This window comes from Telluria sp. LT1R51-2 (assembly GCF_059685775.1).
In genome coordinates, this window is the sequence record NZ_JCASIM010000001.1 from 374,354 (window position 1) to 386,756 (window position 12,403).

The 12,403-nt window shown below is 66.3% G+C and carries 14 protein-coding genes; 6 read left to right on the top strand and 8 right to left on the bottom strand.

Going from position 1 to position 12,403, the window contains the following annotated elements; all coding sequences use genetic code 11:
• Window position 1 precedes the first annotated feature (1 nt).
• The 4 genes from AC56LH_RS01735 to AC56LH_RS01750 all read left to right on the top strand — a co-directional run bounded on the left by AC56LH_RS01735 (window position 2) and on the right by AC56LH_RS01750 (window position 4,649).
• Window positions 2-2,380 (top strand): aldehyde dehydrogenase family protein, encoded by a 2,379-nt coding sequence (locus tag AC56LH_RS01735; RefSeq protein WP_499643495.1) that lies wholly within the window; start codon window positions 2-4, stop codon window positions 2,378-2,380.
• 83 nt (window positions 2,381-2,463) lie between these two features.
• On the top strand, window positions 2,464-3,786 hold the full coding sequence (deoA, locus tag AC56LH_RS01740; protein WP_499643497.1) for a thymidine phosphorylase: 1,323 nt from the start codon (window positions 2,464-2,466) through the stop codon (window positions 3,784-3,786).
• Window positions 3,787-3,796: 10 nt separating this feature from the next.
• Entirely contained in the window at window positions 3,797-4,201 is a 405-nt protein-coding gene (locus tag AC56LH_RS01745; protein ID WP_499643499.1) for a cytidine deaminase, read from the top strand.
• Window positions 4,202-4,325: 124 nt separating this feature from the next.
• Complete coding sequence (locus AC56LH_RS01750) at window positions 4,326-4,649, top strand: hypothetical protein (RefSeq protein WP_499643501.1); 324 nt, start codon at window positions 4,326-4,328, stop codon at window positions 4,647-4,649.
• A 64-nt stretch (window positions 4,650-4,713) separates the two neighbouring features.
• Here AC56LH_RS01750 and AC56LH_RS01755 read toward each other — a convergent pair whose 3' ends face one another.
• On the bottom strand, window positions 4,714-5,250 hold the full coding sequence (locus AC56LH_RS01755; protein ID WP_499643503.1) for a DUF2058 domain-containing protein: 537 nt from the start codon (window positions 5,248-5,250) through the stop codon (window positions 4,714-4,716).
• An 89-nt stretch (window positions 5,251-5,339) separates the two neighbouring features.
• The gene (locus AC56LH_RS01760) at window positions 5,340-5,750 is read right to left on the bottom strand and encodes a VOC family protein (RefSeq protein ID WP_499643505.1); all 411 of its coding nucleotides are present in this window, start codon (window positions 5,748-5,750) and stop codon (window positions 5,340-5,342) included.
• A gap of 112 nt (window positions 5,751-5,862) precedes the next feature.
• Between AC56LH_RS01760 and AC56LH_RS01765 the strand changes: the two genes are divergently transcribed.
• Window positions 5,863-6,534 (top strand): DUF2076 family protein, encoded by a 672-nt coding sequence (locus AC56LH_RS01765; RefSeq protein WP_499643507.1) that lies wholly within the window; start codon window positions 5,863-5,865, stop codon window positions 6,532-6,534.
• A 20-nt stretch (window positions 6,535-6,554) separates the two neighbouring features.
• On the opposite strand, the gene AC56LH_RS01770 is transcribed toward AC56LH_RS01765, so the two are convergent.
• Window positions 6,555-7,379: a helix-turn-helix transcriptional regulator gene (locus AC56LH_RS01770; protein ID WP_499643509.1), complete on the bottom strand. Its 825-nt coding sequence runs from the start codon at window positions 7,377-7,379 to the stop codon at window positions 6,555-6,557.
• 90 nt (window positions 7,380-7,469) lie between these two features.
• Here AC56LH_RS01770 and AC56LH_RS01775 point away from each other — a divergent pair, with 90 nt between their 5' ends.
• A complete protein-coding gene (locus tag AC56LH_RS01775) occupies window positions 7,470-8,363 on the top strand; it encodes an SDR family oxidoreductase (protein ID WP_499643511.1) in 894 nt (297 codons plus the stop codon).
• An 18-nt stretch (window positions 8,364-8,381) separates the two neighbouring features.
• Here the strand turns inward: AC56LH_RS01775 and chrA are convergent, their stop codons facing one another.
• The 5 genes from chrA to AC56LH_RS01800 all read right to left on the bottom strand — a co-directional run bounded on the left by chrA (window position 8,382) and on the right by AC56LH_RS01800 (window position 12,385).
• On the bottom strand, window positions 8,382-9,614 hold the full coding sequence (gene chrA / locus AC56LH_RS01780) for a chromate efflux transporter (RefSeq protein ID WP_499643515.1): 1,233 nt from the start codon (window positions 9,612-9,614) through the stop codon (window positions 8,382-8,384).
• Window positions 9,615-9,616: 2 nt separating this feature from the next.
• A complete protein-coding gene (locus AC56LH_RS01785; protein WP_499643517.1) occupies window positions 9,617-10,390 on the bottom strand; it encodes a LytR/AlgR family response regulator transcription factor in 774 nt (257 codons plus the stop codon).
• A gap of 31 nt (window positions 10,391-10,421) precedes the next feature.
• Window positions 10,422-11,327, bottom strand: coding sequence for a sensor histidine kinase (locus AC56LH_RS01790; RefSeq protein WP_499643519.1), 906 nt, complete (start codon window positions 11,325-11,327; stop codon window positions 10,422-10,424).
• Window positions 11,328-11,330: 3 nt separating this feature from the next.
• Entirely contained in the window at window positions 11,331-11,609 is a 279-nt protein-coding gene (locus AC56LH_RS01795) for a hypothetical protein (RefSeq protein ID WP_499643521.1), read from the bottom strand.
• Window positions 11,610-11,770: 161 nt separating this feature from the next.
• Window positions 11,771-12,385 carry a TonB family protein gene (locus AC56LH_RS01800; RefSeq protein WP_499643523.1) on the bottom strand — a complete coding sequence of 205 codons (615 nt, stop codon included), beginning with the start codon at window positions 12,383-12,385 and terminating at the stop codon, window positions 11,771-11,773.
• Window positions 12,386-12,403: the final 18 nt, after the last annotated feature.

Here is a 12,403-nt window from a genome sequence, read left to right on the forward strand (position 1 = left end):
CATGCCAACAATTAAAGAGATTCTTCAGACCATGGACTACGGCCCCGCTCTCGAGACCACCAAGGAAGCGCAAGCATGGCTGGACGGTCACGAGCGCCGCTTTGGCCTCTTCATCGACAACGCCTGGAGCGATGCGGGCGAGACCTTCGCCACGACCAATCCGGCCGATGGCGTCGAACTGGCGCAGGTCACGCAGGCGACGAACGACGATGTCGAACGCGCCGTGGCAGCCGCGCGCCGCGCGCAGCCGGGCTGGGTCGCGCTGGGTGGCCATGGCCGCGCCAAGATCATGTACGCGCTGTCGCGCCTGCTGCAAAAGCACGCGCGCCTGTTTGCCGTGCTCGAAACGCTCGACAACGGCAAGACGATCCGCGAAACGCGCGACGCCGACCTGCCGCTCGTGGCCCGTCATTTCTACCATCACGCCGGCTGGGCGCAGCTGCAGGCCGAAGAATTCGCGGACTACCGCGCCGTCGGTGTCGTCGGCCAGATCGTGCCGTGGAATTTCCCACTGTTGATGTTGGCGTGGAAGATCGCGCCGGCGCTGGCCGCTGGTAACACGGTCGTGTTCAAGCCGGCCGAGTACACGCCGCTGACCGCCTTGCTGTTTGCCGAACTCTGCCAGCGCGCCGGCGTGCCGGCTGGTGTCGTCAACATCGTCACGGGCGACGGCCGCGTGGGCGAGGCCATCGTCAATCATCCGGGCATCGACAAGATCGCGTTCACCGGTTCGACCGAAGTCGGGCGCCTGATCCGCAAGTCGACCGCCGGCAGCGGCAAGAAGCTGTCGCTCGAGCTGGGCGGCAAGTCGCCGTTCATCGTGTTCGACGATGCCGATCTGGACGCCGCCGTCGAAGGCCTGGTCGACTCGATCTGGTTCAACCAGGGCCAGGTCTGCTGCGCCGGTTCGCGCCTGCTGGTGCAGGAATCGGTGTACGACCGCTTCATCAAGAAGGTCAAGGCGCGCATGGAAACCCTGCGTGTCGGTTCACCGCTCGACAAGTCGAACGATATCGGCGCACTGGTCGACCCGGTGCAGCAGCAGCGCATCCACGGCCTGGTGGAATCGGCCCGCGCCGAAGGTTGCGAAGTCTGGCAACCGACGGGCGAGCTGTCGGCGGCAGGTTCGTGGTACCTGCCAACCCTGATCACGGGCGCATCGACGTCGGCCGCCGTGGCGCAGGCCGAAATCTTCGGGCCGGTGCTGGTGGCGATGAGCTTCCGCACCCCGGCCGAAGCGGTCCAGCTGGCGAACAATACCGTCTACGGCCTGGCCGCCTGCGTCTGGAGCGAGTCGATCAGCCTGGCGCTGGACGTCGTCCCGCAGATCAAGGCCGGCGTGGTCTGGATCAACACGGCGAACCAGTTCGATGCAGGCTGCGGTTTTGGCGGCTACAAGGAATCGGGCTACGGCCGCGAAGGCGGCAAGGAAGGCATGTATGAGTACCTGACGCCGCTGTCGGAAGATGCACGGCCTGCCGCGCCGGTGTTTGCTGCCAAGGGCGCGGTGAAAGCAACGGACGCCGACAGCCCGTTCGCGATCGACCGCACCGCCAAGCTGTACATCGGCGGCAAGCAGGCGCGCCCTGACGGCGCCTACAGCCGTGCGATCAATGGCGCCAACGGCGCGTTCCTGGCCGATATCGGCGAAGGCAGCCGCAAGGACATCCGCAACGCGGTCGAAGCGGCGCACAAGGCCGCCGGCTGGGCCAAGGCCACCGCGCACAACCGCGCGCAGGTGCTGTACTACATCGCCGAGAACCTGGCGATCCGCGCCGACGAATTCGCCGCGCGCATCGCGCAGCAGACCGGCTCGAATGACGCCGCGCGCGAAGTGGCAGCCTCGGTCGAGCGCCTGTTCTACTGGGCAGCATGGGCCGACAAGTACGACGGCCAGGTGCACCAGCCGCCGATGCACGGCATCACCGTGGCACTGAACGAGCCAGTGGGCGTGATCGGCATCGTGTGCCCGAACGAGAACCCGCTGCTGGGCTTTATCTCGCTGGTCGCACCGGCGCTGGCACTGGGCAACCGCGTGGTGGCGGTGCCGTCGGAACAGTATCCGCTGTCGGCGATCGACCTGTATCAGGTGCTCGATACGTCGGACCTGCCGGGTGGCGCGCTCAATATCGTCACCGGATCAAGCGACGAACTGGCGCGCACGCTGGCCTCGCATGGCGAGATCGATGCCGTGTGGCGCCATGACGGTTCTGCCGAGGGGTGTGCCGAAGTCGAGCGCCTGTCGAGCGAGACCCTCAAGCGCACCTGGACCGGCGGCGCAAAAGGGCGCGACTGGTTCGATACGAAGCAGGCTGGCGGCCGTGTCGTGCTGCAGCATGCGAGCCAGGTGAAGAACGTCTGGATCCCGTACGGCGTGTAACACACCACCAATCCACAACAACGTCATTCCCGGCCAAGGCCGGGAATGACGTTTTGAAGCCAACAATTGATAGAGACGTCCCCATGTTCCTCCCCCAAGAAATCATCCGCAAAAAACGCGATGGCGGCATCCTGTCGGCCGAAGAGATCCAGTTTTTTGTCCGCGGCATCCCTGACGGCAGCGTCACCGAAGGCCAGATCGCCGCGCTGGCGATGGCGGTCTACTTCAACGACATGACGATGGATGAACGCGTCGCCTTCACGCTGGCGATGCGCGACTCGGGCCGGGTCATGGAGTGGAAGTCGCTGGACCTCCCAGGCCCGGTCGTCGACAAGCACTCGACCGGCGGCGTCGGCGACGTCGTCTCGCTGATGCTCGGCCCGATGATCGCGGCCTGCGGCGGTTTCGTGCCGATGATCTCGGGGCGGGGCCTGGGCCATACCGGTGGCACGCTCGACAAGTTCGATGCGATCCCCGGCTACAGCACCGTGCCTGACCCGGACACCTTCCGCCGTGTCGTCAAGGACGTCGGCGTGGCCATCATCGGCCAGACCGCCCAGCTGGCGCCGGCTGACAAGCGTTTCTACAGCATCCGCGACACCACGGCGACCGTCGAATCGGTGGCGATGATCACCGGCTCGATTCTGTCGAAGAAGCTGTCGGCGGGTCTCGATGCGCTGGTGATGGACGTGAAAGTGGGCAGCGGCGCGTTCATGCCGACGCCCGAAAAATCGCTGGAACTGGCCGAATCGATCGTCAACGTCGGCAATGGCGCCGGCACCCGCACGTCGGCCATCCTGACCGGCATGAACGAGTCGCTGTGCCATGCAGCCGGCAATGCAGTGGAAGTGCGCGTCGCCATCGATTACCTGACCGGCAAGGCGCGCCCGGCACGCCTGCACGAAGTCACGATGGCGCTGTGCGCCGAAATGCTGGTCATTTCGGGCCTGGCAGGCACGGACGCCGAAGCGCGCGTCAAACTCCAGACCGCGCTCGACTCGGGCGAGGCAGCCGAGCGCTTTGCGCGCATGGTCACGGCGCTGGGCGGCCCGGCCGATCTGATGGACAAGCCGGACGCGCACCTGGAAACGGCGCCCGTCATCGTGCCTGCGCCGGCCCTCCAAGCCGGCTACGCCGTCTCGGTCGACACCCGTGGCCTGGGCCTGGCGGTGGTCGCGCTGGGTGGCGGTCGTGTGCGCCCGCAGGACACCATCGACTTCGCCGTGGGCCTGACGGGCCTGGTTGAACTGCGCGACCCGATCGCCGTGGGCCAGCCGCTGGCAATGGTGCATGCACGTTCCGCGGAGGCCGCTGAACGCGCCGTGCGCCAGGTGCAGGCGGCTTACCAGATCGGCGACACCCAGCCCGCTGCCGAGCCAATGATTCACCGCATCGTCCGTCCTTGAAAGAAACGCCATGACCTACACAAAACTGATCGACGAAGCGCGCGCCGCGCGCGAGCTGGCCTACGCGCCGTACTCCAACTTCCAGGTGGGGGCAGCGCTCGAATGCAAGGATGGCCGCATCTTCCGCGGCTGCAATGTGGAAAATGCCGCCTACGGCCTGTGCAATTGCGCCGAGCGCACGGCGTTCTTCAGCGCCATTGCCAACGGCTACAAGCCGGGTGACTTCGCAGCGCTGGCCGTCATCGGCCAGACCGAAGGCCCGATCGCGCCCTGCGGCGCCTGCCGGCAAGTGATCCTGGAATTGGGTGGCAATGAATTGCCGGTGATCCTGACCAATCTGACGGGTGCGATGTTCGAGACCACGGCAGCGGCGCAGTTGCCGAATGCGTTCGGGGGCCATGACCTGCAGTCCTGAAAGAAAATGTTCATGGCGCGCGGAAACGTCTGCGCGCCATGATCGCAGCTTCGGTCAATCAGCCCTTGTAATCGCCAGGTTGATCACAAAGTGATGATATATACACATTGACTTGGAGCTTGTTATGAAAAAATTGATCGTCTTGCTTAGTGGCGTCGTCATCGCGGCCAGTGCCGCGGCCCAAACCACCCCGACCACGCCGCAGCCAGCCAACGCAGGGGCCGCCCAGCAAAAAGCGCCGGTGATGGGCACCGCGGACAAGCGCGCCAACCCTGCAGCGGAGCCGGAAGACAGCGCGAACTCGGTCTCGACCGATTTCCAGGGCAGCAGCAAGCAGGAAACCACGGCGGCAGGCATGGGTCAGCCGAAGAAGCAGACCGAGCGTACCTCGAGCGCGACCCGGACCGGGACCGCCACTCAGGACGTTGAAGACAAGACCAAGAAGTAATCCAGTGCCGGAACGGCGTCGCAACGCCGTTCCAACTGCGTTATAACCGCGTTACAACCTACTATCACCACATCAGATCGTCCGGAATCTTGAAGTCCGCGTACGGATCGTCTTCTTCCACTTCCTGTACTTTCTTCTTGATCTGCACGACGATCGACGCATCGCGCTGGGCGATCTTTTCGCCGATGATGCGCGGCACCAGCTCGAAGCTGCCGTTCATGTGCACGATCACCAGTCGACCTGCCACCAGGTGCTCGACGATCTGCGACGTCACGTGGATACGCTCGATCCTGGTGCCGAACGTGAAGTTGTAGGGCACGTCGCCCTTGCCCTTGGGCTGCTTGTTCTTCTGCACCATCTGCGCGATCTGCGCCAGGATGGCTTTTTGCGCAGCAGCCGCATCGCGCTGCGTGTTCAGCTCGCGCGCACGCTCGGCGTTCTTGCGCTGCAGCTCGAGCGCCGCTTCGCGCGCCTCGTTGACCGACTCCACGCCCGTGCGCAGCTCGTGCTTGTGCTGTTTGCTTTTTGCCTGGGTGACCTGTTTGACCTTTTTCTTGTCGACCAGGCCGGCCTTGAGTAACTGCTCTTGCAGCGAAACCATAATGTGCTTTCCCTAAGTATGACGGGCCGCCCGATCACGAAGGCGGCGCAAGGGCGCTAGCATAACAAACAAGCGCCAAGCCGAGCCAGTCAGGCAGCGTCCCACGGATTGTAGGTGCCGACCTGCCACAGATGGCCTTCCAGATCGCGGCAGGCAAATGCGCGCCCGCCCTGCGGCGCGTCGCCGATCGGCTGGGTGATCACTGCGCCACTGCCGAGCACGCGGGCATGCACGGCGTCGGCGTCGTCCACGTTGAGCCAGATCGTTTGCGTCAGCAAGCCGCCAGCCTGTGCCGGTGTCGCCAGCAAGCGGCCATAGTCATCTTCGGTATGGGTGCCGATCATCACCATGCCATCGCCCAGTGTGAGCTCGGCGTGCGCAACTTCGCCCTGCCTGCCGGGGATGCAACGCCGTATCGTGAAGCCGAAATTCGTGCACAGCCAGGCAAGCATGGCAGGGGTATCGTGGTAACGCAGGCAGGGGACGACAGTGGAAGGCATGACACGCTCCCGGTTCGGTTGGTCGGAACAGCGAAGACAATCCAAAGATGCTTGAAATTTCGACAACGGGCCCACAATGTAAGCATATCGTACCTTCCAACCGGAGACCATCATGAACCCGTCAGACGAAAAAACCTTGCAGGACTTCCTGGGCCAGCTGGTCCAGGCCCGTGGCGTGACAAAAGATCCGCAAGCCGATGCGCTGATCCAGCGCGCCGTGGCCGAGCAGCCGGACGCAGCCTACCTGCTGGTGCAGCGCGCGCTGCTGGTCGAGCAGGCGCTGGGCAATGCCAAGGCGCGCATCGCCGAGCTGGAACGTCAGACCACGAAAAGCAGCGGCGGGTTCCTCGACGCGAATACGTGGGGCAACTCGGCGCAAAGCAATTCACCGTCATCAGCACAGGCTCCGGCGCAAGGCGCAGGGCAGGGTACGGCAGCACCAGCCCGCAGCGGCGGCTTCCTGGGCGGGGCCGGCGGTGGCATGCTGGGCACGATCGCGGCCACGGCAGCCGGTGTGGCGGCGGGTAGTTTCCTGTTCCAGGGTATCGGCAATCTGCTCGATCATGGTGGGTCCCACGGCGGCGCAGAAGGTGGCGCCAATCATCTGCTGGCCGACAATGGTGCGGGCGAGACGAACAGCGGCGGCGCCCTGGCCGACCAGGCGGGCATCGGTGCCATCGATGAACCGAACGCGGCCGACGATCCGCTGGCCGACAGCAACCATGGCGATGAGCCGAGCGGGTTCTTCGATGGCGACGGATCGGACGAGGGCGTGTTCGGCTGATCAGGCCGGCATGCGTAAGCTCAGCCGGTTACGAGCGCCGTGATTCTTGCCGCGTCGTCCGGCGTCGCCGGGTTGTAGACGACCATCGACAGGTCCGGGCGAGCATCGACCGCAAACGACGAATATTCCAGTGCGAGCCAGCCGGCAACCGGATGGTTCAACTGCTTCGTGCCTTCGCCGTAGGTGCCGACATCCCGGCTTTGCCACAGCGCGTCGAAGTCCGGGCTGCGCTCGCGCAGCTCGCGGACCAGTGGTTCCGACTGGACGTCGACGCCGGCGCGCGTCATGTCGGCCCGGAAGGCCGCGACGACGAACCGCGCCACGCTGTCCCAGTCGCGCTGGGCGGCGCGCGTGGCGGGGTCACAAAAGATGCGGCGCAGGATATTGCGTTGCCCGGGCGTGGCGCTGTCGTAGCCGAACACCGCCGCGGCGGCGCGGTTCCAGGCGACCACATCCCAGCTGGCAGTCTTGACGAAGGCCGGGCTCGCGGGTAAGGCGTCGAGCACGCGCTGGATGCGCGGCGAGATTGCTGCGTGCGGCGCATGGTGCGGGGCTGGTGGGCGGCCCAGCGCCAATAGGAACAGGTGCTCGCGCTCGGCCCCGGTAAGCATCAGTGCGCGCGCGATGCGCCCGGCGACCTCGGCCGACGGGGCGCCGCCCCGGCCCTGTTCCAGCCAGGTGTACCAGGTGGTGCTGATACTGGCGCGCTGCGCGACTTCTTCGCGCCGCAGGCCAGGCGTACGCCGGCGCGTGCTGCCCAGCCCGAGCGCTGCCGGATCGAGGCGGGCGCGGCGGTCTTTCAGGTAGCTGCCCAGCGGATTGTCGCGGCTCGTTGCCCCATCCATCCTGTTACCTCTTATACCCGTATAAAGTCACTACTTTACCCGGATACGCAGCCCGTCGATAGTGGACATCAACCCAACAAGGAGGATGTCATGCATGTATTCATTACCGGTGCGACCGGATTCGTTGGCACTGCCGTGGTACAGGATGTACTCGCTGCCGGCCACACCGTCACGGGCCTGACGCGGTCGGAAGCCGGCGCGGCGGCGCTGGCCGCGCTTGGCGTGCGGGCCTGGCGTGGCACGCTCGATGATGTGCAGGGACTGCGCGACGCAGTCGCGGCGGTCGATGGCGTGATCCATACCGCGTTCGATCACGACTTTTCACGCTACGCCGCCAACTGCGAGCAGGACCGGCGCGCGATCGAGGCGCTGGGCGCCGCGCTCAAGGGCTCGAATCGTCCGTTGATTGTGACGTCAGGCATGGTGCTTGATGTGCAGGGCCGACCGGCGACCGAGGAGGATGTGACGTTTCCGCTCAGCCCGGCCTATCCGCGTGCATCGGAACATGCCGCCAGCGCGCTAGTCGCGCGCGGTGTGAATGCCTCGGTCGTGCGCCTGCCGCCATCTGTCCATGGTGAAGGGGATCATGGCCTGGTACCGATGATGATCGGTTTCGCGCGCACAAAAAGAATGGCGGCATTTGTCGACGATGGCGCCAACCGCTGGTCGTCGGTGCATCGTCTCGATGCCGCGCGCGTGTTTCGCCTGGCGCTCGAGCGCGCCGCTCCCGGCGCGCGCTATCACGCCGTGGCCGAGGAGGGCGTGCCGTTCAGCGAGATTGCAGCGGCGATCGGCCGCCGGCTGGGCGTGCCGGTGACCGGCATCGCGCGCGCGGCAGCAGCGCAGCACTTTGGCGCGCTGGCGCATTTCGCCGGGATGGACGTGCCGGCAGCGTGCAGCTGGACACGCGAGGTGCTCGATTGGCATCCACGCCAGGGCACGCTGATGGAGGATGTCGACAGCACGCGTTATTTCCCGGCTTGATCGGGCACGCGACGTTCGTCAGACGGGCGTCATCAGTACGCCGGTTGCGGCGGCCAGGGCCACGACCAGCCAGGCCGGCGCACGCCACGTTACCAGCAGCATGAAGCAGCCCAGCGCCACGGCGGCGTCGCGCAGGTCGAGCACGGCGCTCGTCCAGACCGGGTTGTACAGCGCCGCGCCGAGGATGCCCACGACGGCGGCGTTGGCGCCCATGACCGCGTGGTGCAGCGCGCGCTGGCGCTGCAGCCGGGCCCAGAACGGCAGGGCGCCGTAGACGAGCAGCAGTCCTGGCAGAAATAACGCCACCAGGGCCACGCAGGCGCCGCCGACGGCAGTGGCGCTCATCCCGGCCTGCGCACCAAGGAATGCGGCAAATGCAAACAAGGGTCCGGGCAGCGCCTGGGCCATGCCATACCCCGACAGGAACGTTTCGCTGGCGATCCAGCCGCTGGCAACGGTTTCGGCCTGAAGCAGCGGCAGCACCACGTGGCCGCCGCCGAACACGAGCGCGCCAGAACGGTAGAAGGCGTCGAACAGGGCGAGCGGTCGGTACTGCGTGGCAGTGGCGACGACGGGCAACAGCACGAACAGCAAGGCACACAGGACCAGCGCGGCAACCCCGCCCGCCACACCCACCGGAAACGCGAGCGGGGCAGCGCCGTGCGGTGTCTCACCGCGACACCAGGCCCAGCCGGCCAGCGCACCGGCCGCGATGGCAATCAACTGGCCACCGGGGCCGGCAGCAACGACGACGATCGCGATCGCGGCCAGGGCAATCACCTTGCGTTGCCAGTCGGGCGTCAGCGTGCCCGCCATCCCCCACACGGCTTGCGCGACGACGGCGACCGCCACCAGTTTCAGCCCGTGCACCGCGCCAGTGGCCAGCGGGCCGGTCGTGACGGCGGCGCCGAGCGCCCAGGCGAGCATCAGCAGCGCCGACGGCAAGGTAAAACCCAGCCACGCGGCGCAGCCACCCAGTACGCCCCCGCCGCGCAGCACGCCCAGCGCGAAGCCGACCTGGCTCGACGCCGGGCCGGGCAGGAACTGGCATAGCGCGACCAGTTCACCATAGCGCGCGTCGTCCAGCCAGCGGCGGCGCAGGACGAATTCGTTGCGAAAGTACCCCAGGTGGGCGATCGGGCCGCCGAACGAGCGCAGGCCCAGCAGCAGGAAGATCCGGAAGATGGCGAACAGCGAACTGGCGCCTGCGCCATACGCCGGGGGAGGGAGCAGGTCGGTTTGGTCGTGCACGACTACATTTGCTGGAACAGCGTACTGTGATTGCGGCTGACTTCCAGCGCCTCGGGGTAGCCGTGCAGCGTGAGCATCTGGCGGCCGCGCAGGTCGCGCCGCACCTCGGCGATCGCATCGACCCGCACCAGCGTCGAGCGGTGGATGCGCCAGAATTCGTCCGGGTCGAGCGCTTCTTCGAGTTCCTTGAGCGTCTTGCGGATCAGGTGCTGGGCGGTGGCCGTCTGTACCCGCGTGTACTTGTCGTCGGACTGGAAGAACAGCACCTCGGACGTCGCGACCATGCGCAGGCTCGTGCCCGACTGGGCCTGGATCCAGCGCAGATAAGCCGGTTTTGACGAAGGCGCCGCGCGCCCCAGCAGCTGGTCGCCCAGTTGCGCCAGCCGCGCCAGCTGGGCGCCGATGTCCTGGGGCTTGTGGTCAAGCTGGCGGCGCAGGCGCGCCACCGTGGTGTCGAGCCGCGCCAGCGTCACGGGCTTGAGCAGATAATCGATCGCGCCGTGCTCGAACGCCTCGACTGCATACTGGTCGTAGGCGGTGGCAAACACGATGTGGCAGTCGGCGTACAGCTGCCGCGCCGCGTCGATGCCACCCATGCCGGGCATGCGGATGTCGAGAAAGGCGATGTCCGGCTTGTGCTGCGCCGCCAGCGCTACCGCCTCGACGCCGTTGGCGGCTTCGGCGACGATGCGCAGCTCGGGCCACGCCTCGTGCAGGCGCGAGCGCAACTGGTCGCGCATCAGGGCTTCGTCGTCGGCAATCAGGGCAGTGGGCATGGCGGAATGCATGGCGGAGTGCATCGTAATATCAACCGTCTTCGGTCATCCGGTACGGCAGGCGAATCGACACGCAGGCGCCGCCCGTCACCGGTGCTTCGATCACGAGTTCGGCCGACGTGCCGTACAACAGCGCCAGGCGTTCGCGGATATTCGCCAGGCCTACGCCGCTGCCGGCATGCAGGTTGAAGCCAACGCCGTCGTCGAGGACATCGACATGCAGCGTCGCGCCTTCGACCCGCGAGCGCACGACAATCGTGCCGCCGGCAACCTTGGGCTCGAGTCCGTGCTTGATCGCGTTCTCGATCAGCGTCTGCAGCATCATCGGCGGGAACGGCGCGCTGCCGAGAAAATCGGGCACCTCGAAGCGGACCTGAAGCCGCTCTTTCATCCGCGCCTGCATGATGGCGAGATAAGCGCGCGAGAGTTCGACCTGCTTGCCCAGCGTGCCGCCGGTGCCGCCTTTGCCCATCGCGCCGCGCATCTGCGGCAGCGATGCGCGCAGGTATTCGATCAGGTGGCCGTGCACGCGCGCGGCTTCCTTCGGATCGGTTTCGATCAGCTGGCCGATCAGCGCCAGCGTGTTGAACAGGAAGTGCGGCTCGACCTGGGCCTGGAGCGTGGCCATCTGCGCCTCGGTCAGGCGCCGTTCGAGATTGGCCACGTCGGCCTTGCTCGACGCATCGCGCGCCAGTAGTTCGGCGCGGCGCTTGCCGCCGGCGAGCACCTTGACGCCAAACGAGACCAGGATGAACCAGCTCGCCGGTTCGACCAGGTTGACGAACAGGCCCGCGACAAAGCTCAGGAACCAGACCAGGTACAGCTGGCGCCACTCGATCAGCGCGAGCCAGTCGAAGAAGCGCCACCACAGCGCGCCCGCTTCGCGCATGGCGTCGCGCACGAAGTCGAGCGCACGGTTGATCCGGACCGCTGCCATCGCTTATTCTCCGCTCGTGTGGCGCAGGCGGCGCTGTGGGCGGCCAAACACGGCCACGGCAACGAACTTGAGCACCAGCAGGCCAACGAACAGGCTCAGCACGATCGGCACGATGGTGAGCAACGCGGCGAGGGCAATGGCGAGCACCAGCAGCACCGGCCACGGCATGCGGGTCAGGTAGCGTGCACCGGATTTGGCCAGGCGCCAGGTGGTGCGGCCGGCCACTTCGGCATTGCGCAGGATTGACTGGAAGCGGCTGGCGGGCGTATGAATGGTTTTCACGTGCAGTCCTTTCAAAGAGTGATGACCCTACTGTAGGGATGCAGCCCGCGCAGGCCAAGGGCGATCCGACGAACGGTGTGAATTTCGGGGCGAGCGGTCGTCAGCGTGGATGAGCGGGGCACGGTTTTGCCTGTCAATACGGCGGCGCTGCACGATGGATGCTACGGCGCGGTGAGCTTGAGCGCTTCCTGGCGCATCACGTCGAGCATGCCCGCCTGCGGCGTGCGCGCGCAGCCGGCCAGCGTCGCGTCAAACAGCGTGTCGGCCGGCGGGAATGTCCGGCTTGCGCCTTCACGTTGAAAGCTGTAGATCAGTTTGCCGACGCTCTCGTAGAACACCGGCAGTTCGCGCAGGCTGCGCTCCGGGAACGTCGCAATATGGTAGGCCACATCGACGTTCAGGTCGGCGCAGGTCTTGGTGGCGATGGTCGCGGTGTGGTCCTTGCGGAAGCGGTACGTGACCAGCCCACTGACAGCGCCGTCCGCGCCGGTGATGTCGAGCTGCCTTGCCATGCCAAGGGCCAGCGCATCGAGGTCGGCCGAGCGCGATGAATCACGCACCGCCGCTGCAGCCTTGCGGCCCCGCGTGCCGGGCGTGAGTTCGACCGTGACCATGCCCTGGACGCCGCGCTGCACGAGTGCCTGCGGATAGCTGGCGTCGCTGGCGTAGATCGTGATCTCGCGCCAGGCCGGCACCGTGGCCTGTGCCGCGACCGATTGCGGGGCCAGCCCAAGAACCCCAAGCGCCAGGGCTGAACACGCTGCGATGGTTTTCATGGCTGGCCTCTGCATCGT